General features: G+C 62.9%; 18 protein-coding genes and 2 riboswitches. Of the genes, 11 read left to right on the top strand and 7 right to left on the bottom strand.

The genetic code is table 11. From position 1 onward, the window contains the following. Positions 1-48: 48 nt before the first annotated feature. Genes OSC50_RS13565 through cobW form a run of 3 tightly spaced genes read right to left on the bottom strand, consistent with a single transcriptional unit; the run spans position 49 to position 5873 of the window. Entirely contained in the window at positions 49-1047 is a 999-nt protein-coding gene (locus OSC50_RS13565; protein ID WP_266249014.1) for a magnesium chelatase ATPase subunit I, read from the bottom strand. After that, on the bottom strand, positions 1044-4808 hold the full coding sequence (gene cobN / locus OSC50_RS13570; RefSeq protein ID WP_266249012.1) for a cobaltochelatase subunit CobN: 3765 nt from the start codon (positions 4806-4808) through the stop codon (positions 1044-1046). Before cobN ends, OSC50_RS13565 begins: the two co-directional genes overlap by 4 nt. A 3-nt stretch (positions 4809-4811) precedes the next feature. Next, positions 4812-5873: a cobalamin biosynthesis protein CobW gene (gene cobW / locus OSC50_RS13575; RefSeq protein WP_286670851.1), complete on the bottom strand. Its 1062-nt coding sequence runs from the start codon at positions 5871-5873 to the stop codon at positions 4812-4814. Positions 5874-5964: 91 nt separating this feature from the next. Further along, a riboswitch (cobalamin riboswitch) is annotated at positions 5965-6163 on the bottom strand. Between the two features lie 42 nt (positions 6164-6205). Next, a riboswitch (cobalamin riboswitch) is annotated at positions 6206-6422 on the top strand. A 98-nt stretch (positions 6423-6520) separates the two neighbouring features. Between cobW and OSC50_RS13580 the strand changes: the two genes are divergently transcribed. The 4 genes from OSC50_RS13580 (at position 6521) to cobM (ending at position 8619) form a co-directional block, all read left to right on the top strand. Continuing rightward, positions 6521-6709, top strand: a complete 189-nt coding sequence (locus OSC50_RS13580; protein WP_181077224.1) for a CbtB domain-containing protein — start codon at positions 6521-6523, stop codon at positions 6707-6709. Positions 6710-6720: 11 nt separating this feature from the next. Beyond that, on the top strand, positions 6721-7413 hold the full coding sequence (locus tag OSC50_RS13585) for a CbtA family protein (RefSeq protein ID WP_266249011.1): 693 nt from the start codon (positions 6721-6723) through the stop codon (positions 7411-7413). Then, a complete protein-coding gene (locus tag OSC50_RS13590) occupies positions 7410-7802 on the top strand; it encodes a cobalamin biosynthesis protein (RefSeq protein WP_253506950.1) in 393 nt (130 codons plus the stop codon). The genes OSC50_RS13585 and OSC50_RS13590 overlap by 4 nt, the downstream gene beginning before the upstream one ends. 70 nt (positions 7803-7872) lie before the next feature. Then, positions 7873-8619 carry a precorrin-4 C(11)-methyltransferase gene (gene cobM, locus OSC50_RS13595; RefSeq protein WP_266249009.1) on the top strand — a complete coding sequence of 249 codons (747 nt, stop codon included), beginning with the start codon at positions 7873-7875 and terminating at the stop codon, positions 8617-8619. 343 nt (positions 8620-8962) lie between these two features. On the opposite strand, the gene nfuA is transcribed toward cobM, so the two are convergent. Both nfuA and OSC50_RS13605 read right to left on the bottom strand, forming a co-directional pair. Further along, positions 8963-9547, bottom strand: a complete 585-nt coding sequence (gene nfuA, locus OSC50_RS13600; RefSeq protein ID WP_034097045.1) for a Fe-S biogenesis protein NfuA — start codon at positions 9545-9547, stop codon at positions 8963-8965. A gap of 94 nt (positions 9548-9641) precedes the next feature. Further along, a complete protein-coding gene (locus tag OSC50_RS13605) occupies positions 9642-11936 on the bottom strand; it encodes a fatty acid cis/trans isomerase (RefSeq protein ID WP_266249007.1) in 2295 nt (764 codons plus the stop codon). Between the two features lie 164 nt (positions 11937-12100). Here OSC50_RS13605 and metH point away from each other — a divergent pair, with 164 nt between their 5' ends. From metH to OSC50_RS13625, 4 genes are all read left to right on the top strand, one after another. Continuing rightward, complete coding sequence (metH, locus tag OSC50_RS13610) at positions 12101-15811, top strand: methionine synthase (RefSeq protein ID WP_266249005.1); 3711 nt, start codon at positions 12101-12103, stop codon at positions 15809-15811. Between the two features lie 71 nt (positions 15812-15882). Next, on the top strand, positions 15883-16092 hold the full coding sequence (locus OSC50_RS13615; RefSeq protein WP_219855180.1) for a DUF2970 domain-containing protein: 210 nt from the start codon (positions 15883-15885) through the stop codon (positions 16090-16092). A gap of 394 nt (positions 16093-16486) precedes the next feature. After that, complete coding sequence (locus tag OSC50_RS13620) at positions 16487-18145, top strand: nitrite/sulfite reductase (RefSeq protein WP_253506941.1); 1659 nt, start codon at positions 16487-16489, stop codon at positions 18143-18145. Then, complete coding sequence (locus OSC50_RS13625; RefSeq protein ID WP_103734335.1) at positions 18129-18623, top strand: DUF934 domain-containing protein; 495 nt, start codon at positions 18129-18131, stop codon at positions 18621-18623. Before OSC50_RS13620 ends, OSC50_RS13625 begins: the two co-directional genes overlap by 17 nt. Positions 18624-18663: 40 nt before the next feature. Here OSC50_RS13625 and OSC50_RS13630 read toward each other — a convergent pair whose 3' ends face one another. Beyond that, complete coding sequence (locus OSC50_RS13630; RefSeq protein ID WP_266249001.1) at positions 18664-19068, bottom strand: MerR family transcriptional regulator; 405 nt, start codon at positions 19066-19068, stop codon at positions 18664-18666. Positions 19069-19139: 71 nt separating this feature from the next. Here OSC50_RS13630 and OSC50_RS13635 point away from each other — a divergent pair, with 71 nt between their 5' ends. Together OSC50_RS13635 and poxB are read left to right on the top strand one after the other, a co-directional pair. Beyond that, positions 19140-20372 carry an NADH:flavin oxidoreductase/NADH oxidase family protein gene (locus tag OSC50_RS13635; protein WP_181077206.1) on the top strand — a complete coding sequence of 411 codons (1233 nt, stop codon included), beginning with the start codon at positions 19140-19142 and terminating at the stop codon, positions 20370-20372. Between the two features lie 77 nt (positions 20373-20449). Next, positions 20450-22174 (top strand): ubiquinone-dependent pyruvate dehydrogenase, encoded by a 1725-nt coding sequence (gene poxB / locus OSC50_RS13640; RefSeq protein WP_266248999.1) that lies wholly within the window; start codon positions 20450-20452, stop codon positions 22172-22174. Between the two features lie 54 nt (positions 22175-22228). Here the strand turns inward: poxB and OSC50_RS13645 are convergent, their stop codons facing one another. Continuing rightward, entirely contained in the window at positions 22229-22786 is a 558-nt protein-coding gene (locus OSC50_RS13645) for an NADPH-dependent FMN reductase (RefSeq protein ID WP_181077202.1), read from the bottom strand. Positions 22787-23012: 226 nt separating this feature from the next. Here OSC50_RS13645 and OSC50_RS13650 point away from each other — a divergent pair, with 226 nt between their 5' ends. Then, the gene (locus tag OSC50_RS13650) at positions 23013-23249 is read left to right on the top strand and encodes a hypothetical protein (protein WP_181077200.1); all 237 of its coding nucleotides are present in this window, start codon (positions 23013-23015) and stop codon (positions 23247-23249) included. Positions 23250-23296 lie beyond the last annotated feature (47 nt).

Raw genomic sequence — 23296 nt, forward strand, 5'->3', positions numbered from 1 at the left:
CTGCCTTGGGGCGGGCATCCGTCCCCGCGTCAGGTCGGGGACGGATGCCTAGGGCTTTTTTGGCCAGGCGGGCACGTCTCGGCGAGCGCCGGTGGGCAGCGCCGGTGCGGGCATATCGCCCCACTGACCTTGGGCGGGCGAGGTGTCCGAGGGTGTCGGCGACTGCCCCTGATTAGGCGGGCTGGTCGGTGCGGACGGCGCCTGGCGACGGTGGCGCAAGGCAAATTCCGCGACGGCTTCGATATCTTCCTCGGCGATCTCATCCGCGCCCCGCCACGCTGCGTGCGCCCGGGCGCCGCGCAGCCAGACCAGGTCAGCGCGCAAGCCGTCGACCCCCGCGACAAAGCAGCGCTCGGCAATCTGCGCCAGGGCGCGGTCATCCAGCGCGATACTGTCCAGCCGCGCGCGCGCCTGAGTGCAGCGCTCGCGCAACGCCGTCTGCTGTTCGGCCCACTCGGCGCAGAAGACGGCGGGGTCGTTGTCGAAATCCAGACGGCGCCGGATGATCTGCCCGCGCTCGGCAGGCAGGGTCTGCCCGCTCAACGCCACATTGAAGCCGAAGCGATCCAGCAGTTGAGGGCGCAACTCGCCCTCCTCCGGGTTCATGGTGCCGATCAGCACGAACCGCGCCGAATGGCGGTGGGAAATGCCGTCGCGCTCAATCACGTTGGTGCCGCTGGCGGCCACGTCCAGCAGCAGGTCAACCAAGTGATCGGGTAGCAAGTTGACTTCATCGACATACAGCACGCCGCCATCGGCCTTGGCCAGCACGCCCGGGGAAAACTGCGCACGGCCCTCGCCCAGCGCGGCGTCCAGGTCCAGGGTGCCCACCAGGCGCTCCTCGGTGGCCCCCAGCGGCAATGTCACGAATTGACCGCTGGCCAGCAGATCGGCCAGGCCACGGGCCAGGGTGGACTTGGCCATGCCTCGCGGGCCTTCGATCAGTACGCCGCCTATCCTGGGGTCGATGGCCGCCAGGCACAGCGCCAGTTTCAGGTCATCGGCGCCGACCACGGCGGACAGTGGAAAATGGGGAATATCGGTCATTGGCTGTCTTCTTCTATATCCAGCAACAGGTTTTCCAACGCTTCACGGTAGGCACCCGGCGCCTGCCACAGACCGCGCTGCTGGGCTTCGAGCATGCGCTCGGTCATGTCGCGCAATGCGGCGGGGTTGTGCTGCTGCACGAACGCCCGGGTGTCGGGGTCGAGCAGGTAGGCATCGGCGAGCAAGGCGTATTGATGATCGTCGATCAGCGCGGTGGTGGCGTCGAAGGCGAACAGGTTCTCCACGGTGGCCGCCATCTCGAACGCGCCTTTATAGCCGTGGCGCTTCACCCCATCGATCCACTTGGGGTTGGCGGCGCGGGCGCGGATCACCCGGTTCAGCTCTTCCTTCAGGGTGCGGATCTTCGGCAGGTCCGGCTGGCTGTGGTCGCCATGGTAGCTGGCGGCTTTGTCGCCGCTCAGGGTTTCCACGGCGGCGAGCATGCCGCCCTGGAATTGGTAATAGTCATTGGAGTCGAGCAGGTCGTGTTCGCGATTGTCCTGGTTTTGCAGCACTGCCTGCACCTGGCTCAGGCGCTGGGCAAACTGCTCACGGGCCACGGTGCCCTCGTCGGACCCGCCATACGCGTAGCCACCCCAGTTCAGGTAGACCTCGGCAAGGTCCGCGCGGCTTTGCCACAGGCGCCCGTCGATCGCGCCCTGCACACCGGCGCCGTAGGCCCCAGGCTTGGCGCCGAAGATCCGCCAGCCGGCCTGTTTCGCTGCCGCTTCGGCGTCCAGCCCGGATTGGCGCAACGCCTCGCGCTCGCTGCGCACCTTGGCGGCGAGTGGGTTCAGATCGTCCGGTTCGTCCAGGGCCGCAACGGCCTGCACCGCCGCGTCGAACAGGCGGATCAGGTTGGCGAAGGCATCGCGGAAGAACCCCGACACGCGCAAGGTCACGTCGACGCGCGGGCGGTCGAGCAGGCTGATCGGCAGGATCTCGAAGTCGTCCACCCGCTGGCTGCCGGTGGCCCAGACCGGCCGCACGCCCATCAGCGCCATGGCCTGGGCGATATCGTCACCGCCGGTGCGCATGGTCGCGGTGCCCCACACCGACAGACCGAGTTGGCGCAGGTGGTCGCCGTGATCCTGCAAATGCCGCTCCAGAATCAGGTTGGCCGACTGGAAGCCGATGCGCCAGGCCGTGGTGGTGGGCAAATTGCGCACGTCCACGCTGAAGAAATTGCGCCCGGTGGGCAACACATCCAGGCGCCCGCGACTCGGCGCGCCGCTGGGCCCGGCCGGCACGAAACGGCCGCTCAGCGCATCCAGCAAGCCGCGCATTTCCGCCGGGCCGCAGGCGTCCAGGCGTGGCGCGACGATGCTGCGCAAGTGCTCGATCACCGCGTTCACCTCTTCCCAGCCCGGTGCCTGCAGTACCTCCAGGGGCCCTTGCAGAGCCTGTTCGATCAGCCGCGCCGCATACAGCTCCAGGCGCTCGCGGGTATCGCCAGCGGTGCGCCACGGCTGCGCATCAATGCCTTGCAACAGCTCGGGACGCCGACCGGTCCACGGTTCGGCCAGGGCGCAGTCCAGTGGGTCGAAGCCCAGCGCGAATGCCTTGGCCAGTACGCGCAGCAGGCTCGATTGCGCGCCACGGCCAGCGCCGCGCGGGATGCGCAGCAAGGCCAGTAAGGTATCGATGCGCAGACGGCCCTGGGGCGATTCGCCAAAGATGTGCAAGCCGTCGCGGATCTGCGACTCCTTGAGGTCGCACAGGTAAGTGTCCAGGCGCGGCAGCCAAATCGCGGCATCGGCGTCGCCATCCAATTGCAGTTCCTGGTCGATGCGGGTTTCGCGCACCAGCTTGAGAATGTCTTTCTGCAACTCGCGGGCGCGGCGCGGGTCGAGCAGTTGCGCGTCGTAATACTCGTCCGCCAGCAGCTCCAGGTCGCGCAGCGGGCCGTAGGTTTCGGCGCGGGTCAGCGGTGGCATCAGGTGGTCGATGATCACCGCCTGGGTACGACGCTTGGCCTGGGCGCCCTCGCCCGGATCGTTGACGATAAACGGGTAGATGTTCGGCAGCGGGCCGAGCAGTGCATCCGGCCAGCAGTGTTCCGAAAGCCCCACACCCTTGCCCGGCAGCCACTCCAGGTTGCCGTGCTTACCGACATGGATCACGCCGTGGGCACCATAGGTGTGGCGCAACCAGAAATAGAACGCCAGGTAGCCATGGGGCGGCACCAGGTCCGGGTCGTGGTACACAGCGCTTGCGTCCACCTGGTAACCGCGCGCCGGCTGGATGCCGACAAAGGTCAGGCCCAGGCGCAGGCCCGCGATCATCAGGCGGCCATCGCGGCACATCGGGTCTTGCTGCGGCGCACCCCAGCGCTGCAACACGGCCTGGCGGTTGGCCTCGGGCAGGCGCAGGAACATCGCCTGGTACTCGTCCAGGCCCAGGCTCTGATGGCAAGGGCGCAGGTCCAGGCTGTCGAGGTCATTGGTGACGCCGCCGAGCAGCTCGTGAATCAGCGCGGTGCCGCTGTCGGGAAGCGCATCCGGCAGCGGATAGCCCTCGGCGTGCAGCGCCCGCAGGATATTCAGCGCCGCCGCCGGGGTGTCCAGCCCGACGCCGTTGCCGATGCGACCGTCGCGGGTCGGGTAGTTGGCCAGCACCAGGGCGATGCGTTTGTCCGCATTCGGCACCCGCGCCAGTTCGACCCAGCGCCGTGCCAGTTCGGCGACGAAATCCATGCGCTCGGGCGCGGCGCGGTAGCACACCACGTCGGACTGGCTGCGCTCGCTGCGCCAGGCCAGATCCTTGAAGCTGATCGGCCGGCTGATGATGCGCCCGTCCAGTTCCGGCAAGGCAATGTGCATGGCCAGGTCCCGCGGGCCCAGGCCTTGCTCGCTGGCCTCCCAGCCGGGCTGGTTGTCCTGGGCGCAGATGGCCTGGATCACTGGGATATTGCGGCGAAACGGGCGCAGATGCGGCGCTTCCGGGCTGGATTGGGCGAAACCGGTGGTATTGAGGATCACCGCCGCGCCGACTTCATCCAGCAAGTCCTCGACCACCGCCAGGCAGCCCGGCTCTTTCAAACTCGCCACCGCCATTGGCAACGGGTTCAGCCCCGCCGCCTGCAGGCGCTGGCAGAACACATCGATAAAGCCGGTATTGGCCGCCTGCAAATGCGAGCGATAGAACAGCACCGCCGCCACCGGCCACTCGGCGCGCCAATCCGCTTGCCAATCGCTCAACCGCGGGCTGGCGTGGCGCGGGTGATAAATCGCCGTGCGCGGCAAGGTGTGCGGCTCGGCCCAGGCATAGTCGCGGCCCAGGTAAGCACTGGCCAGGCAGCGATAGAAATCCAGCGCATTGCCCAACCCACCCTGGCGCAGGAACTGCCACAAGCGGTCGCGCTGTTCGGCGTTAACCGTGCTCAGGCCGCTGAGTTCCGGGTCCGGGCGATCATCCCCCGGCACCAGGATCAACCTCACGCCGCGCTCGGCCAGCTCCACCAGGCGCTCGACGCCGTAGCGCCAATAACCGATACCGCCGTGCAGCGAAATCAGAATCACCTTGGCGTGGCGCAGCACCTCGTCGACATACAGGTCCACCGAGGCATGGTTCTGCACCTGCATGGGGTTGGCCAGGCGCAGGCTCGGGTAATCGTCGGGCAGCTGCCGGGCCGCTTCGGCCAGCAGCGCCAGGCTGGAATCGCCGCTGCACAGGACCACCAGCTCGGCGGGCGTTTGGCCAAGGTCGGCGATATTGTCGTCCGCGACGAAACCACCGGGCTGAGTCCTGAGCAGGTGCATGGGTTAAACGCTGAGCGCGGCGCGCAGGTGCGCTTCAAGGCCCGCCGCGTCCAGGTCCTGACCGATCAGCACCAGGCGCGTGATGCGCGGTTCGTCGGCTGTCCAGGCGCGATCGAAATGCTTGTCGAAACGCGTACCCACGCCTTGGATCAACAGGCGCATCGGTTTGTTGGGAATGGCGGCAAAGCCTTTGACGCGCAGGATGCCGTGTTGCACCACCAGTTGCGTCAAGGCATCGAGCAGCAGCGCTTCGTCGGCCTGGGGCAGATCGATGGAGATGGAGTCGAACGCGTCGTGATCATGATCGTCTTCACCGTCGTGGTGGTGATCGTGATGGCTGTGACGGGCGTCGATGTGTTCCTCGGAGCCTGCGCCCAGACCGATCAGCACCTCCAAAGGCAGGCGACCGCTGCTGGCTTCGACAATCTTCACCGCCGGCGGCAGTTCTTCGGCGACTTCCAGGCGCACACGGGCCAGGTCATCGGGACTGATCAGGTCACATTTATTGAGGATCACCAGGTCGGCGCTGGCCAGTTGGTCGGCGAACAGTTCGTGCAGCGGCGATTCGTGGTCCAGGTTCGGGTCGAGCTTGCGCTGGGCGTCGACCTGATCCGGGAACGCGGCAAAAGTGCCGGCGGCCACGGCCGGGCTGTCGACCACGGTGATGACCGCATCCACCGTGCAGGCGCTGCGGATTTCCGGCCACTGGAAGGCTTGTACCAGGGGTTTTGGCAGGGCCAGGCCCGAGGTTTCGATCAGGATATGGTCGAGGTCGCCGCGACGGGCAACCAGTTCGCGCATCACCGGGAAGAATTCTTCCTGCACCGTGCAGCACAGGCAGCCGTTGGCCAGCTCGTACACGCGGCCGTTGGCTTCTTCTTCGGTGCAACCGATGGAGCACTGTTTGAGGATCTCGCCGTCGATGCCCAGCTCGCCGAACTCGTTGACGATCACCGCAATGCGACGGCCCTGGGCGTTCTCGAGCATATGGCGCAGCAAGGTCGTTTTGCCCGAGCCGAGAAAGCCGGTAACGATGGTGACGGGGAGTTTGGCCAGTGTTTTCATCGGATGCCCTTGGGGGCGGGCAGACGGGACGATGGCCCTGCGCAGGCGCGCAGCAGCAGATTTCGTCACCGGATCACCCCGCCCGGTTGAATTGAAAATCGGTGCCGAGGCAGGTCTCCTGGCTGGGGGCGTGCAGGTCTTGCGACCGGCGCCGACTGCGCCTTCCCGCCTGATGGCAGTGGCATGGCAGTCAACTGAACCCTTCACAGTTGCGGGGGCAGCCGCGGCTTTGACCGCGTTCCCTTCTTAGCTTCGGCCTGGGCCGAAGAACCTCGAGGGTGCAAGGCTACAGGGGCTGGTCGCATTTGACTACCGTCCGCCACCCATGCTCTCCTACACATCTTGTTTCGGGTGCCCTTCACAGGGTGAAACGGGAAACCGGTGATTCGCCAGGTTGATGCCTGCGTGAAAAGTCCGGTGCTGCCCCCGCAACGGTAAGCGAGCGAAGCGTCACGGCCACTGTGCTTGAGCATGGGAAGGCGACGCTTTAAGGGTTCCTGGCAGAGCCCCCTCGCAAGCCCGGAGACCGGCCCGAAAAAATCAGATAACAAACCCGCGGTGGGCGGGCGCTGTTTAAACCTTGCGAGCCCGGCTCGCGGGGTTTTCATGCGCACGTCTCCACCCCAGACACTTGAAAGGGACGCGCCATGTCGATCATCAGCAGCACCTCGCCCGCCGTCAGCGGCACCACTACCCTGAGCCAACGCCTGACCGCCGCCATCGGTGCGTCGATCCTTGGTGCATGCCTGGTGTATTTCGCCGGTTTCTCGCACATCGAGGCGGTGCACAACGCCGCCCACGATACCCGCCACAGCGCCGCGTTCCCGTGCCACTGAGGCCTGCCGAGATGATCAAGCGTATTGCGCAAACCGCGGGGTTCACCGGCCTGCTGGCCGCCTTGCTGCTGACCCTGCTGCAAAGCTTCTGGGTGGCACCGCTGATTTTGCAGGCCGAGACTTTCGAGCAGGCACCGGCAGCCCATGAACACGCCGCCGGCACCGCCGCGCACACCCACGACGCCGAAGCCTGGGAGCCGGAAGACGGCTGGCAGCGCGTGCTGTCGACCACCGCCGGCAACTTGGTGGTGGCCGTCGGTTTTGCCTTGATGCTGGCCGGTCTCTACACCCTGCGGGCCCCGACGCGCACCGCCCAGGGCCTGCTGTGGGGCCTGGCCGGTTACGCAACCTTCGTGCTGGCGCCGACCCTGGGCCTGCCGCCGGAACTGCCGGGCACCGCAGCGGCTGACCTGGCGCTGCGCCAGACCTGGTGGATCGGCACCGCCGCGTCCACCGCGGTCGGCATCGCCTTGCTGGTGTTCGGTCGCAATGTGCTGCTCAAAGTCCTGGGCGTGGCGATCCTGGCGGTGCCCCATGTGATTGGCGCGCCACAGCCGGCCGTGCATTCGATGCTGGCGCCGCAGGCGCTGGAAGCGCAGTTCAAGATCGCCTCGCAGCTGACCAACATGGTGTTCTGGCTGGCCCTGGGCCTGATCAGCGCGTGGTGGTTCCGTCGCCATGGCGACAGTCATTACGCGGCATGACCCTCGTCGCCGGCCTGGGCTGCCAGCGAGGTTGCGAGGTGCACACTCTGTTGGCGTTGCTGGATGCGGCATTGGTCGAAGCAGGCGTCGAGCGCCGCCAGCTCGCTGCACTGGCGAGTATCGATCTGAAACAGGCCGAACCAGGGCTGCTGGCGTTGGCCGCAGCCTTGAACCTGCCCTTGTTGGACTTTAACGCCCGACATCTGGCGGCGTATGAAGGGCGCCTGAGCCACAAATCTATTGTGGCTTTTGCCCATACCGGCTGTTACGGCATTGCCGAAAGCGCCGCGCTGGCGGCGGCCGAACAGATCAGCGGCGCCCCTGCCAGGCTGCTGATCACCCGCCGCAAAAATGCCCACGCCACCGTGGCATTGGCCTGCACGGGTTAAAAACCCGATAATCGCACTCCCCGATCATGAGTAATCTTCATGCTCGCCCGTTTTTTCACAGGAACGCTCCATGACCGTCTACTTTATCGGCGCCGGCCCCGGCGATCCGGAATTGATCACCGTCAAGGGCCAGCGATTGATCCGCAGTTGCCCGGTGATCATCTATGCCGGCTCGCTGGTGCCGGCCGCGGTGCTGGAGGGGCATCAGGCCTCACAGGTGGTCAACAGCGCTGAGCTGCACTTGGAACAGATCGTCGAACTGATCAAGACCGCCCACGCCAAAGGCTTCGATGTGGCGCGGGTACATTCCGGCGACCCCAGCCTGTATGGGGCAATTGGCGAGCAGATTCGCTGCTTGCGTGAGCTGGGCATCCCGTTCCAGATCGTCCCCGGTGTCACCGCCGTTGCCGCTTGCGCGGCCTTGCTGGAAGCCGAACTGACCCTGCCGGATATCGCCCAGAGCGTGATTCTGACGCGCTATGCCGACAAGACCCGCATGCCTGCCGGCGAGGAGTTCGCCAGCCTGGCGCAACATGGCACCACCATGGCGATTCATCTGGGGGTCAACCATCTGGAAAAGATCGTCGCCGAACTGCTGCCGCATTACGGCGCGGATTGCCCGATCGCCGTGGTGCATCGCGCGACCTGGCCGGATCAGGATTGGGCGGTGGGCACGCTGGGGGATATCACCGAGAAAGTCGCCGCCAAAGGTTTTCGGCGCACGGCGTTGATTGTGGTGGGCCGGGTGCTGGCCAGTGGCAGTTTCAGTGAATCCTCGTTGTATCGGGCGGGGCATGCGCACCTTTATCGACCTTGATAAATAACTTTATCAATTTGATATAAGCTTTTGATTTAATTTATTTTTATAGGGGTTTATCAGTGGGCGGCCGGGTTGCTGATCCGGCGCTATCGGGGGCAAGCCCCCTCCCACAGTTGACCGCGTTCACTGGACGCTGTGAGGTTGCTTCATGTGGGAGGGGGCTCGCCCCCGATAAGGACCTTCAGTAAACGAATATCGACGCTGACTCACCAGAATCCCAGGCAAACCTTCGCACTACCTGATCCAACTTATGAGATATATAGCGTAACCACCTGAATTTAAACCATAAAAAAACGGCGCTCACGGGGCGCCGTTTTTTTGTTTGCAGTGAACACCTTACTCAGTAGTAGGCGTTTTCTTTCTGCGTGTGGTCAGTCACGTCACGTACGCCCTTGAGCTCCGGAATGCGCTCAAGCAAGGTGCGCTCGATGCCTTCCTTCAAGGTCACGTCGGCCTGGCCGCAGCCCTGGCAGCCGCCGCCGAACTTCAACACGGCGATGCCATCCTCGACTACGTCGATCAGGCTGACCTGGCCGCCGTGGCTCGCCAGCCCTGGGTTGATTTCGGTTTGCAGGTAATAGTTGATGCGCTCGTTGACCGGGCTGTCGGCGTTGACGTTCGGCACCTTGGCGTTCGGCGCCTTGATGGTCAGCTGGCCGCCCATACGGTCGGTGGCGTAATCAACCACTGCATCGTCGAGAAACGCTTCGCTGAAGCTATCGATATACGCAGTGAAGCTTTTGAGCCCCAGGGCGGTGTCTTCAGGTTTCTCTTCGCCAGGCTTGCAGTAGGCAATGCAGGTCTCGGCGTATTGGGTGCCGGGCTGGGTGATAAAGACGCGGATGCCGATACCCGGGGTGTTCTGCTTGGACAGCAGGTCGGCCAGATAATCGTGGGCGGCGTCGGTAATGGTTATGGCAGTCATGGAAACTCCTCACAGGCTTGCCGGCAGTTTACGCCAAATCATTACAGAGTTACAAAGTCCTAGTGTTTTTGTCGGAAAAGCCCAACCGCACACGTCAGAGGTTTTGATAACGGTTCATGTCCAACACGCCCTCTTCCAATGGACTGGTCTCGTGCAGGTAGCGCGACAGGTCGTGGAAGTACTTCCAGAACTGCGGATGGCTGCGGCGCACGCCCCAGCGATCGACAATTTTCTCGAAGCTTTCGGCATCCTGGGCCTGCTCCATGCGGGAGACGAACTCCGGCACCTCCCCGGCGGGGAGATTGAATATGAAGTTCGGGTAGCTGCTCAGCACCCCAGGGTAGACCGTCAGCGTGTCCAGCCCTGGTTGATAGCGATACGCCTCGCCCAACAGGAACGCCACGTTACTGTGCGCACGGTTGCGCAACAGGCTGTAGACCTCACGTTTGCCGCCCGGTGTTTCGACGCGCAGCATCGTGGCTTCGGGCAATTGATTGATCACCTTGAGCCCTGCCGCCGGGCGTGAGGCGAGACGGCTGAGGGCCTGATCGACGTCCTGCAGCGCCGGGTCGATGCCTTCACGCGAGCAATAGGCACCGGTACACCGGTTGATCGGGTCGGGGCTGGCGTTCAAGTCACCGTAGCGGGCGAGCAGTTGTTGGGCGAAATCGCGCTTCGGATCTTTTTTATCCAGGTGCAGGCCGGTGGGTGTGTCGTCGTCGATCGCTTCGTAGTCCAGCCACAGCTTGAGCTTGCCGCTGTTCTGGTACCAATCGTCGAGGTAGTCCTCACGGGCGTCGGCCGGCATCAGACGCAGGAAGTTCTGCTCGGCGCCATTGCGGATCAGGTCGAAGTACAGACGGGTCTGGGCCTGGTGCGATACGTTGCCGAATACATCGAAATTGACTACCAGCTGGTAATAGGTGCGCTCCAGCAGCGGGTAATCGAACAGCCACATTGTCTGCGGCACCTCTCCAATCAGGCCTTTATTGACCGAGGCACTGTCGAAGTGACGAAAGATGCTCAACAACGCATTGTCATTGCCGGCCCACAGGGTCGACCAGCTGGGCGCCGGCAGGTCTGCGTAGCTGTCGCGGCGCAGCGCTTCGTATTGATTGCGCTTGTCGCGGTACTTGAGCCACAGGCTGAGCACACTGCCGACGTCATCGTTCTGCCCCGGCATGGCCAGCAACGGCGTGGCCTGGCCGCGATAACGTGCATCGGTGACGTACAGGTCATGGTCCGGGTCCTGGAACAACGCCCAGAAGTTGTCGCGGATCACGTCCGTGGCGATCTGCCCACGGCATACCGGCCCGCGAATAAACGTGCGCACGAAGTACTCGGCGTTATCCAGCATGAACTGGTAACGCGCCTTGGCCGGGATCGCCTCGAACGTTTCGAACGGGTTGGCGCGGCGACCGGGTCCGTAGCCCGGCATCGCACTGACTTGCCAATCGCTGCCGTAAAACAGCGCTTTGATTCGCGCCATTTTGGCTGCGCTGAGTGGGTAAGTGATGTGGGTCTTGTGCACGATCACGCCCTGCACCGGCCAGAGACGGTAGTAGATCCGCGTGCCCGGATCATCGTTGGGGCGACGGGTGTTGATCAGGTCAATCGGCTGGCCGCTGGGGGTACGCGAGCGCACCCATTGGAAAAAGTGCCTCGGCTCGCCACCGTCGAAATACAAATGGGCAATAAACAGGTGCTCGAACAACCAGCGCGCCACCAGGCTCTCGCGAGCGCCTGGGGCGTTAAGCAGGTTTTCCCATTGCAACACCTGCGCGGCTTCGCTGGCGCTTGGCGCCACGCCTTGCTCATCGATGCTGGCCCCGGACGCCAGCCAGCGTTGCAGTGTCTGGTATTGCGCGTCGGTCAGCCCGGTGACCGCCAGCGGCATGCCTTCGTTGGGATGCGCGCCGGCATAGGCGTCGAACTCCCCCGGCAAGGGGCACATGTTTTCGCGATTGAGGCCCAGCACTATGTCGTCCGGCAGTTTGCCGTTGGGCGTCAGCGGACTACGGCGATGACCCAGTTCCAGCATGCGCGCCATCAAGGCAGCCTGGCTGCCCTGGGCATCCAGTACCGAGCTGAACCCCTCGCGTTGCCAGGCGGCTTTACCGAAGGCGTCGTAGAACAGACGCGTCGGTTTGGTTGCCTGGCTGCGTTCGCCATCGTAGACCGGTACTTTGCTCGCACCCCGTGCCGCGCCTTCGCCGCTGCCCAGGTTCAACTGGCAGGCGGAGTCGTAACACGCATGGCAGGCCACGCACTTCTCGGTGAAAATCGGCTGGATATCGCGGGTGTAGGAGATCGCCGGTACGGGACCCTGCGCCTGGACAGTGCTGGCGAGCAAGGCCAGCACGGCCCCGACGAGTAAACGAAGTGACATGGATCGGTCCCGAATCAAGGGGTGCGCAGAAAAATTGGCGGTGATTCTACCGGGCCATGCAGCGGGGCAACATGAACGATATTCATGCAAATCCAGGCATGCTCAAAATCGGCACAGGTTTGCTATGATCCCTACCCTCCGTAATGCCTGACCAGAGTAGTCCCATGTCCGATCGTAGCGCGCGTCTGCAAGCCCTTCACCACGCCCTCAAGGAACGCATCCTGATCCTCGACGGCGGCATGGGCACGATGATTCAGAGCTATAAACTGGAAGAACACGACTACCGGGGCAAACGCTTTGCCGACTGGCCCAGCGACGTCAAGGGCAACAACGACCTGCTGGTGATCACCCGTCCGGACGTGATCGGCGGGATCGAAAAGGCTTATCTGGATGCCGGTGCCGACATCCTCGAAACCAACACCTTCAACGCCACGCGCATTTCCATGGCCGACTACGGCATGGAAGAACTGGCCTATGAACTGAACGTCGAAGGCGCGCGCCTGGCACGCAGGATTGCCGACGCCAAGACCGCCGAAAACCCGGCCAAGCCGCGTTTCGTCGCCGGCGTACTCGGCCCCACCAGCCGCACGTGCTCGCTGTCGCCCGACGTCAATAACCCCGGCTATCGCAACGTGACCTTCGATGAACTGGTGGAAAACTACACCGAGGCCACCAAGGGCCTGATCGAAGGCGGCGCCGACCTGATCCTGATCGAAACCATTTTCGACACCCTCAACGCCAAAGCCGCGATCTTCGCCGTGCAAGGCGTGTTCGAGGAGCTGAACCTTGAGCTGCCGATCATGATCTCCGGCACCATCACCGACGCCTCCGGCCGCACCCTGTCGGGGCAGACGACCGAAGCGTTCTGGAACTCGGTGGCCCATGCCAAGCCGATTTCCGTGGGCCTGAACTGCGCCCTTGGCGCCAGCGAACTGCGCCCGTACCTGGAAGAGCTGTCCAACAAGGCCAATACCCATGTGTCGGCGCACCCCAACGCCGGCCTGCCTAACGAATTCGGCGAATACGACGAGTTGCCCGCACAAACCGCCAAGGTCATCGAAGAATTCGCCCAGAGCGGCTTTCTCAATATCGTCGGCGGTTGCTGCGGCACCACGCCGGGGCATATCGAGGCCATCGCCAAGGCCGTGGCCGGTTACGCGCCGCGCGTGATCCCGGACATTCCCAAGGCCTGCCGCCTGTCCGGGCTGGAGCCGTTCACCATCGACCGCAGCTCGTTGTTCGTCAACGTCGGCGAACGCACCAACATCACCGGTTCCGCCAAGTTCGCCCGGCTGATCCGCGAGGACAACTACACCGAAGCCCTGGAAGTCGCCCTGCAGCAGGTGGAAGCCGGCGCCCAGGTGATCGACATCAACATGGACGAGGGCATGCTCGATTCGAAGAAGGCCATGGTGACCTTCCTCAATCTGATTGCCGGCGAGCCGGACATCTCCCGCGTACCGATCATGATCGACTCCTCCAAGTGGGAGGTGATCGAGGCCGGGCTCAAGTGCATCCAGGGCAAGGGCATCGTCAACTCCATCAGCATGAAGGAAGGCGTCGAGCAGTTCATTCACCACGCCAGGCTGTGCAAACGCTACGGCGCGGCGGTGGTGGTAATGGCGTTCGACGAAGCCGGCCAGGCCGACACCGAAGCGCGCAAGAAAGAAATCTGCAAACGCTCCTATGACATTCTGGTCAATGAAGTGGGTTTTCCGCCGGAAGACATCATCTTCGACCCGAACATCTTCGCGGTCGCCACCGGCATCGAGGAACACAACAACTACGCGGTCGACTTTATTAATGCCTGCGCATATATCCGCGATGAGCTGCCCTACGCGCTGACATCCGGCGGCGTGTCCAACGTATCGTTCTCGTTCCGTGGCAACAACCCGGTGCGCGAAGCGATCCATTCGGTGTTCCTGCTGCACGCGATCCGTGCGGGGCTGACCATGGGTATCGTCAACGCCGGCCAGTTGGAGATCTACGACCAGATCCCGGCCGAGCTGCGTGATGCCGTGGAAGACGTGGTGCTCAACCGCACGCCGGAGGGCACCGACGCCCTGCTCGCCATCGCCGACAAGTTCAAGGGCGACGGCAGCGTCAAGGAAGCCGAAACCGAAGAGTGGCGCGGCTGGGACGTCAACAAGCGTCTGGAGCATGCGCTGGTCAAGGGCATCACCACCCATATCGTCGAAGACACCGAGGAGTCGCGACAGTCATTCGCGCGCCCGATCGAAGTGATCGAAGGCCCGCTGATGTCGGGGATGAACATCGTTGGCGACCTGTTCGGCGCCGGCAAAATGTTCCTGCCCCAGGTGGTGAAATCCGCCCGCGTGATGAAACAGGCCGTGGCCCACTTGATCCCGTTCATCGAGCTGGAAAAAGGCGACAAGCCGGAAGCCAAAGGCAAGATCCTGATGGCTACGGTGAAGGGCGATGTGCACGATATCGGCAAGAACATCGTGGGCGTGGTGCTGGGGTGCAACGGTTATGACATCGTCGACCTCGGCGTGATGGTACCGGCGGAGAAAATCCTGCAGGTGGCCAAGGAGCAGAAATGCGACATCATCGGGCTGTCCGGCCTGATCACGCCGTCCCTGGACGAGATGGTGCACGTGGCGCGCGAGATGCAGCGCCAGGACTTCCACCTGCCGCTGATGATTGGTGGCGCCACCACCTCCAAGGCGCATACGGCGGTGAAGATCGAGCCCAAATACAGCAACGACGCGGTGATCTACGTGACCGACGCCTCGCGCGCAGTGGGCGTGGCCACGCAACTGCTGTCCAAGGAATTGAAAGCCGGCTTTGTCGAGAAGACTCGCCAGGACTACATCGAAGTGCGCGAACGCACTTCCAACCGCAGCGCGCGCACCGAGCGCCTGAGCTACGCGGCGGCCATCGCCAAGAAGCCGCAGTTCGACTGGGCCGGCTACACCCCGGTAACGCCGACCTTCACCGGCGCCAAGGTGCTGGACAATATCGACCTGAAGGTGCTGGCCGAATACATCGACTGGACGCCGTTCTTTATTTCCTGGGACCTGGCCGGCAAATTCCCGCGCATTCTCACCGATGAAGTGGTGGGCGAAGCGGCGACCGCGCTGTACGCCGATGCCCAGGCCATGCTCAACAAGCTGATCGACGAAAAACTCATCAGCGCTCGTGCAGTGTTCGGTTTCTGGCCAGCCAACCAGGTCGACGAGGATGACCTGGAAGTCTACGGCGACGATGGCCAGACGCTTGCCAAGCTGCATCACCTGCGCCAGCAAATCATCAAGACCGATGGCAAGCCGAACTTCTCCCTGGCCGACTTCGTCGCGCCCAAGAGCAGTGGCGTCACCGACTACATCGGCGGTTTTATCACCACTGCCGGCATCGGCGCCGAAGAAGTGGCCAAGGCGTACCAGGACGCGGGCGACGACTACAACTCGATCATGGTCAAGGCCCTGGCCGACCGCCTGGCCGAAGCGTGCGCCGAATGGCTGCACCAGCAGGTGCGCAAGGAACATTGGGGTTACGCCAAGGACGAACAGCTGGATAACGAAGCGCTGATCAAGGAGCAGTACAGCGGCATCCGCCCTGCCCCCGGCTACCCGGCGTGCCCGGATCACACCGAGAAGGCGCAACTGTTCCAACTGCTCGACCCCCAAGCCCGCGAAATGCAGGCCGGGCGCAGCGGCGTGTTCCTTACCGAGCACTACGCCATGTTCCCGGCGGCGGCGGTCAGCGGCTGGTACTTCGCCCACCCACAGGCGCAATACTTTGCCGTGGGCAAGATCGACAAGGATCAGGTCACCCGCTACGCCGCGCGCAAAGGCCAGGACCTGGCCGTGACCGAACGCTGGCTGGCGCCGAACCTGGGCTACGACAACTGATCCCTGGGCGTCGCGCCGGCACGTGACGGATTGTCTATGCTGTCCCTCATACACCGAGTGTGGAGGGACCTATGGACGAGCACAAACCGCCGACCTTCTGGCAGATGCTGCACAGCGTGGTGGCCGCCGCCTTCGGCGTGCAAAGCGGCAAGAATCGAGCCCGTGACTTCACCCACGGCAAGCCCAGCCATTTTGTGGTCCTGGGCATCCTGTTTACGCTGGTGTTTGCACTGACCCTGTTCGGCATCGTCAAGCTGGTGCTGCACGTGGCCGGAGTTTAACGCAGCAACGCGTCCACTCGGCTGCCGATCCGCTCGACACCGGCCTGTTACTGATGGCTGACCCAGAAAACGGCGGTGCCCACGACCAGGATAATCAGGAACAGAATGGCCCATGCATCCACGGTACTGTCGGGTTTACGGGCTTTTGTAGGATTGCTCATCGCATCGCCTCTTGTCGGTTTTATAGGTGATCGCACTAAGACTCGATGACAGTAAAGTCGATGATTGCCCGCATGACAAATAAGGGTATCGAGAGAATCCTTCGCATTAGACATTTTGGTTATTTGCATATACTCAAACATCACTTTTGCGCATAAACGCAAACTGGTATCGTGCGCCGGCTCCGTTGGGAGTGCGCGGCCGTGCGCGCAGATTTGCCGAGAACAGGACCTATATGTACGTATACGACGAATACGATCAGCGCATCATCGAGGACCGCGTCAAGCAGTTCCGTGATCAGACCCGACGCTATCTGGCAGGTGAACTGAGCGAAGAAGAGTTCCGCCCTCTGCGCCTGCAAAATGGCCTGTATGTTCAGCGCTTTGCGCCGATGCTGCGCGTGGCCGTGCCTTACGGCCAGCTGACGTCGCGCCAGACACGCATGATGGCCAGGATTGCCCGCGACTACGACAAAGGCTATGCCCACATCAGCACCCGTCAGAACGTGCAGTTCAACTGGCCGGCGCTTGAAGATGTGCCGGACATTCTGGCTGAACTGGCCACCGTGCAGATGCACGCGATCCAGACCAGCGGCAACTGCCTGCGCAACGTCACCACCGACCAATTCGCCGGGGTAGCCGCCGATGAGCTGATCGACCCGCGCCCCTGGTGTGAAATCATTCGCCAGTGGACCACCTTTCACCCCGAATTCGCCTACCTGCCGCGCAAGTTCAAGATCGCCGTCAATGGCTCGACCTCGGACCGCGCCGCTATCGAAGTTCACGATATCGGCCTGGAGCCGGTGTACAACGTCGCTGGCGAGCTGGGCTTCCGTGTCCTGGTCGGTGGCGGCCTGGGCCGTACCCCGGTGGTCGGCGCGTTTATCAACGAGTTCCTGCCGTGGCGGGATCTGTTGAGCTACCTCGACGCTATCCTGCGGGTCTACAACCGCTACGGCCGTCGCGACAACAAGTACAAAGCCCGGATCAAGATCCTGGTCAAGGCGCTGACCCCTGAGGTGTTCGCCCAGAAGGTCGAGGCCGAGATGGAACACCTGCGCGGTGGCCAGACCACCCTGACCGACGCCGAAGTGCACCGCGTCGCCAAGCATTTCGTCGACCCCGAGTACAAGGCCCTGAGCAATCAGGACGCCGAACTCGCCGCCCTCGACCAACAACACCCAGGCTTCGCCCGTTGGCGTACGCGCAACACCCTGGCGCACAAGAAGCCGGGGTATGTGGCCGTGACCCTGTCGCTCAAGCCCACCGGCGTCGCCCCGGGCGACATCACCGATAAACAGCTGGACGCGGTTGCCGACCTGGCCGAGCGCTACAGCTTCGGCCAGCTGCGCACGTCCCACGAACAGAACATCATCCTGGCGGACGTGGAGCAGAGCCAACTGTTCACCCTGTGGGGAGAGCTGCGCGAGAACGGTTTCGCCACGCCGAACATCGGCCTGTTGACCGACATCATCTGCTGCCCGGGCGGCGACTTCTGCTCCCTGGCCAACGCCAAGTCGATCCCGATCGCCGAATCGATCCAGCGCCGTTTCGACGACCTGGACTACCTGTTCGACATCGGTGAGCTGGACCTGAACATCTCCGGGTGCATGAACGCCTGCGGTCACCACCACGTCGGCCACATCGGCATTCTGGGCGTGGACAAAAAAGGCGAAGAATTCTACCAAGTGTCCCTGGGTGGCAGCGCCAGCCGCGATGCGAGCCTGGGCAAGATCCTCGGCCCGTCCTTCGCCCAGGAAGCCATGCCTGACGTGATCGGTAAACTGATCGATGTGTACATCGAACAGCGCACCGAAGATGAGCGCTTCATCGACACCTACCAGCGCATCGGCATCGACCTGTTCAAGGAGCGCGTCTATGCAGCGAATCATTAAGAACAACGAAGTCGTCGACGAAACCTGGCACCTGCTGCCCAAGGACGCGAGCTTCGACGGCATTTCCAACTGCGACGACCTGATCGTGCCGCTGGCGCTGTGGCGCGAACACGGGCATGCCCTCAAGGCCCGCGACGGCGGCCTGGGGGTGTGGCTGGACGCCGATGAAGAAGCCGAAGAGATCGGCGCGGACGTGGAGCACTTCCAGGTCATCGCCCTGAATTTCCCGGCCTTCACCGACGGGCGCAACTACTCCAACGCCCGACTGCTGCGTGATCGCTACGGTTACAAGGGCGAACTGCGGGCGATCGGCGACGTATTGCGCGACCAGTTGTTCTACCTGCACCGCTGCGGCTTCGATGCCTTCGCCTTGCGCGCCGACAAAGACCCGTACGAAGCGCTGGAAAGCCTGAAGGATTTCTCGGTGACCTACCAGGCCGCCACTGACGAGCCGCTTCCGCTGTTCCGTCGCCGCTGAGTTGGCGCACATGAAAAAGCCCTGGCATGCCAGGGCTTTTTTATCGGTTGAGTTTGATCGACGCCAGCACCTGCTTCTGCCCCATCGAGCACGGCACGCCTTCCGGCTGTGCCCGTACCGCCTCGATCACGCCCAGCAACTGCGCTTTGCTGTGCGCCAAATGCGCCTGCATTTCTTCGATCTGCTGCACCTTGCGCTGCAGCGCCTCAATCAACTCCTCGCGCTTGTACTCCCCCGGCGCCGGCATGAGCGCCTTGAGTTCCTGCAAGGTAAACCCCGCCTGTTGCGCGCTCTGTATCAACTGCAAGGTCTGCAACGCTTCCGGTGCATAGCGCCGATAGCCATTGGCCTGACGCCCCACCTGGCTGATCAGTCCTTCGGCCTCGTAAAAACGAATGCGCGAGGCGGCCAGTCCACTCTGTTTTGCCAGCTCTCCGATATTCATTGCGATACCTGCTTGACATTAAAGTTAACTTTAAGCTTAGCCTGAGGCCTCCCCCGCTCAGGAGTCAACCCATGTCACCGTTCGAACCCTTGCAACTGCCCAATGGCCAGATCATCGCCAACCGCATTGCCAAAGCCGCGATGGAAGAAAACATGGCCGACCTCAACCAAGCGCCCTCCCACGCACTCAAGCAACTGTACAAGGCCTGGGCTGACGGCGAGCCGGGCCTGTTGCTGACCGGCAACGTAATGATCGACCGCCGCGCCATGACCGGCCCCGGCGGCGTCGCGCTGGAAAACGAAGAGCACCTGGACAGCTTCCGCGAATGGGCCGAGGTGGCACGGGCCAAAGGTGTGCATTTCTGGGTTCAACTCAGCCATCCAGGCCGCCAGACCATGGCCAACCTCGGCCAGCAAGCCCTGGCGCCGTCGGCCATCGCGCTGGACCTGGGCAGTTTCTCAAAGATGTTCGCCACCCCTCGGGCCATGACCGAGGACGATATCCAGGACGTGATCCAACGCTTCGCCACCAGCGCGCGCCTGGCCGAAAAGGCCGGGTTCAGCGGCGTACAGATCCACGGCGCGCATGGCTACTTGATCAGCCAGTTTCTCTCGCCACTGAGCAACCACCGCACCGACCGCTGGGGTGGCTCCCTGGAAAACCGCGCACGCCTGCTGCTGGAAGTGATCCACGCCGTGCGCGCCAGTGTCAGCCCGTCGTTCTGCGTGGCAGTCAAGCTCAACTCGGCGGACTTCCAGCGCGGCGGCTTCGATGCGGCGGACGCACGCGCCGTGGTCGAGATGCTCAACCCGCTGCCCATCGATCTGCTCGAATTGTCCGGCGGCAGCTATGAAGCACCCGCCATGCAGGGCGACGCGCGGGACGGGCGGACCCTGGCGCGCGAAGCGTACTTTCTGGAATTTGCCAAGGAGCTGGCAAGCATCGCCACCATGCCGTTGATGGTGACGGGCGGTATTCGTCGCCTGCCCATCGTGCAGCAAGTGCTGGACAGCGGCATCGCCATGGCCGGCATCGCCACCGCGCTGACCCTGGAACCGCAATTGCTCAAGCACTGGCGCGAAGGCCGCGACCCCAACCCGCAACTCAAACCGATCCAATGGCGGCGCAAGCCGCTTGCCGCCCTCGCCACCCTGGCCGTGGTACGCGACCAGATGCGCCGCCTGAGCCGTGGTCGCCTGCCCAGGCCCAAGGTTGCGCCGTGCATGGCGCTGGTGCGCGATCAGTGGTTTATCGCTCGGCGTACCCGCCAGTACCGCGCCAGCATGACGCAATCTTCACATTAAAGGCGGAGCATTCGCCGTGATCGAACTGTCCCCTATTGATCAGCAGCTTTTAACCTCACTGACGATTGGAGTTCTTCATGGCGAAAATCAACCTGGCCCAGCAATTGGCGAGCACCCTGGAACAGGCGGGCATCAAGCGCATCTGGGGTTTGACCGGTGACAGCCTCAACGGGCTGACCGACGCGCTGCGCAGCATGGACAGCATTGAGTGGATGCATGTGCGCCACGAAGAAGTGGCCGCCTTCGCCGCCGGTGCCGAAGCGGCCGCCACCGGTGAGCTGACCGTGTGCGCCGGCAGTTGCGGGCCGGGCAACCTGCACTTGATCAATGGCTTGTTCGACTGCCATCGCAACCATGTGCCGGTACTGGCAATTGCCGCGCAGATTCCGTCGTCCGAGATCGGCCTGAATTACTTCCAGGAAACCCATCCCCAGGAGTTGTTCAAGGAATGCAGCCACTTTATCGAACTGGTCAGCAACCCTGCGCAAATGCCCCAGGTGCTGCACCGCGCCATGCGCTCGGCGATTCTCAATCGCGGCGTGGCCGTGGTGGTGATTCCGGGTGATGTGTCGCTGCTGGAAGTCGAAGACAAGCTTAAACCCTGGCCCGCCCTGCACGCGCCGCGCACCTTACCGGCGGAGCAGGACCTGCAACGCTTGGTCGAGATCCTGCAAAGCAGCCAGAAAGTCACCCTGCTGTGCGGCAGCGGCTGCGCCGGTGCCCATAACCAAGTCGTCGCCCTGGCCGACACCCTCGGCGCGCCGGTGGTGCACGCGTTGCGCGGCAAAGAGCATGTGGAGTGGGACAATCCGTTCGACGTGGGCATGACGGGCCTGATCGGCTTCAGCTCCGGTTACCACGCCATGCTCGACTGCGACACGCTGATCATGCTCGGCACCGACTTCCCGTATCGCCAGTTCTACCCCACCGACGCCACAATCATCCAGATCGACCGCGACCCCCAGGCACTCGGCCGACGCGCCACCCTTGACCTGGGCATCGCCGCCGACGTCAGTGAAACCCTGGACGCTCTGCTGCCGCGCCTGACCCGCAAGACCGACCGCAGCTTTCTCGATACGTCGCTCAAGCACTATGAAAAAGCCCGCCAGGGCCTGGACGACCTCGCGCAGCCGTCGAAAGCCAATCGGCCGATTCACCCGCAGTACGTCGCACGCCTGCTCAGCGAGCTGGCGGACGAGGATGCGATCTTCACCGCCGATGTCGGTTCGCCCACCGTGTGGGGCGCGCGCTACTTGAAGATGAATGGCAAGCGCCGCCTGATCGGCTCGTTCAACCATGGCTCCATGGCCAATGCGATGCCGCAGGCGATCGGCGCACAGGCAGCGTTCCCTGGGCGCCAGGTGATCTCGATGTCCGGCGACGGTGGCTTTGCCATGCTGATGGGGGATTTCATCTCACTGGCGCAATTGAACCTGCCGGTCAAAGTCATCGTGTTCGATAACGCGTCGCTGGGGTTTGTCGCCATGGAGATGAAGGCGGCCGGTTACCTGGAGGCCGGGACCGAACTGAAAAACCCGGATTTCGCCGCCATGTCCAATGCCATGGGCATTCTCGGCATTCGCGTGGAGCAATCCGAAGACCTGGAGCCGGCCTTGCGCCGCGCCCTGGCCCATGATGGCCCGGTGCTGGTGGATGTGGTCACCGCGACCCAGGAACTGGTGATGCCGCCAAGCATCAAGCTGGAGCAGGCCAAAGGGTTCAGCCTGTACATGCTCAAGGCGGTGATGAGTGGCCGTGGCGATGAGGTGATCGAGTTGGCGAGGACTAACTGGTTGCGCTGATCCAATACTGTGGGAGAGGGCTTACCCCTCCCACATTGGATAACGAGTACCGATTCAGGCGCTCTGTTTTTCCACCCATTTGGCGTAGGCATCAATGAATGCCTGCAAAAACGGCCTGGTTTTCTCCGACACCTTCCCCGCCTCATCGAACACACTGCCCGCGCCGCCCAGATAGGCTTCCGGCTGCTGCATGCACCATACATCAAGGAATACCAGGGACTGGCGCAGGTGGTGGTTGGCGCCGAAGCCGCCAATCGCACCCGGCGACACGCTGATGATCGCCCCCGGCTTGGCGCTCCAGGCACTTTTGCCATAAGGGCGCGAGCCAACGTCAATCGCGTTTTTCAATGGGGCCGGTACGGAACGGTTGTATTCCGGGGTCACGAACAGCACCGCGTCGGATGAACTCACCTGCTGACGGAAAGTGCTGTAGGCTGCCGGCGGTGATGCACCGTCGATGTCCTCGTTGTAGAGCGGCAGATCGCCGATTTCCACGATGTTCAACTTCAGGTTGGCGGGGGCCAGGTCGGCCAGTGCCAGCGCGACTTTGCGGTTGATGGAGTCTTTTCTCAAGCTGCCCACCAGGACGGCGATCGTGTAGACCTTGCTCATTGAAGTTTCCCGACGTTGGACTAAGGAAGTTGTAGTTATAAAGTCTTCGCCGCCTGTTCACCAGCAGCATCTGAAGTTGCCCACGGGTTTGCCTTGCGCCTTCCCGCGTAGGAAACGTCTCAAAACGCCCTACGAATAGTATTTTTTTTCGGTAGGCAAACTACCCCGCTCAATGACGGTCTACACAACCGAAAATCGAGTGTTTATCTCCAGAGGTTCTAAACAGATGGCAGCAGTACTTGTCGGACAATTCCATGCCAGAGACGCAGAAGGACGCGTGTATTCGGTGCATGAATTCCAGGAATCCACCCCGGCGCACGGCGACCTGGCTGGCTCGGCCCCTACCACCACCTACAAGCTGGCCATTGGCGATCGTGTAGAAAAACTGGAAGGCGATGAATTCAAACTGATCCAGTCGGGAACGATTCTGGTCCGCGAGTCGCAGTCCACGCCCGCCTCCTGATATCTCGCCCGTTTCTGCCTGCTCAGTCCCGGCCATTGATGGCGTTG

The sequence above is a fragment of the Pseudomonas quebecensis genome (assembly GCF_026410085.1).
GTDB lineage: Bacteria > Pseudomonadota > Gammaproteobacteria > Pseudomonadales > Pseudomonadaceae > Aquipseudomonas > Aquipseudomonas quebecensis.

Excerpts from the sequence above, each read along its gene's own strand:
- cobW (WP_286670851.1), bottom strand. The coding sequence starts at position 5,873 with ATGAAAACACTGGCCAAACTCCCCGTCACCATCGTTACCGGCTTTCTC.
- nfuA (WP_034097045.1), bottom strand. The coding sequence starts at position 9,547 with ATGACTGCCATAACCATTACCGACGCCGCCCACGATTATCTGGCCGAC.
- OSC50_RS13585 (WP_266249011.1), top strand. The coding sequence starts at position 6,721 with ATGATCAAGCGTATTGCGCAAACCGCGGGGTTCACCGGCCTGCTGGCC.
- OSC50_RS13635 (WP_181077206.1), top strand. The coding sequence starts at position 19,140 with ATGTCACCGTTCGAACCCTTGCAACTGCCCAATGGCCAGATCATCGCC.
- OSC50_RS13590 (WP_253506950.1), top strand. The coding sequence starts at position 7,410 with ATGACCCTCGTCGCCGGCCTGGGCTGCCAGCGAGGTTGCGAGGTGCAC.
- OSC50_RS13630 (WP_266249001.1), bottom strand. The coding sequence starts at position 19,068 with ATGAATATCGGAGAGCTGGCAAAACAGAGTGGACTGGCCGCCTCGCGC.
- OSC50_RS13625 (WP_103734335.1), top strand. The coding sequence starts at position 18,129 with ATGCAGCGAATCATTAAGAACAACGAAGTCGTCGACGAAACCTGGCAC.
- OSC50_RS13605 (WP_266249007.1), bottom strand. The coding sequence starts at position 11,936 with ATGTCACTTCGTTTACTCGTCGGGGCCGTGCTGGCCTTGCTCGCCAGC.
- OSC50_RS13580 (WP_181077224.1), top strand. The coding sequence starts at position 6,521 with ATGTCGATCATCAGCAGCACCTCGCCCGCCGTCAGCGGCACCACTACC.
- metH (WP_266249005.1), top strand. The coding sequence starts at position 12,101 with ATGTCCGATCGTAGCGCGCGTCTGCAAGCCCTTCACCACGCCCTCAAG.
- OSC50_RS13565 (WP_266249014.1), bottom strand. The coding sequence starts at position 1,047 with ATGACCGATATTCCCCATTTTCCACTGTCCGCCGTGGTCGGCGCCGAT.
- poxB (WP_266248999.1), top strand. The coding sequence starts at position 20,450 with ATGGCGAAAATCAACCTGGCCCAGCAATTGGCGAGCACCCTGGAACAG.
- cobM (WP_266249009.1), top strand. The coding sequence starts at position 7,873 with ATGACCGTCTACTTTATCGGCGCCGGCCCCGGCGATCCGGAATTGATC.
- OSC50_RS13620 (WP_253506941.1), top strand. The coding sequence starts at position 16,487 with ATGTACGTATACGACGAATACGATCAGCGCATCATCGAGGACCGCGTC.
- OSC50_RS13645 (WP_181077202.1), bottom strand. The coding sequence starts at position 22,786 with ATGAGCAAGGTCTACACGATCGCCGTCCTGGTGGGCAGCTTGAGAAAA.
- OSC50_RS13650 (WP_181077200.1), top strand. The coding sequence starts at position 23,013 with ATGGCAGCAGTACTTGTCGGACAATTCCATGCCAGAGACGCAGAAGGA.
- OSC50_RS13615 (WP_219855180.1), top strand. The coding sequence starts at position 15,883 with ATGGACGAGCACAAACCGCCGACCTTCTGGCAGATGCTGCACAGCGTG.
- cobN (WP_266249012.1), bottom strand. The coding sequence starts at position 4,808 with ATGCACCTGCTCAGGACTCAGCCCGGTGGTTTCGTCGCGGACGACAAT.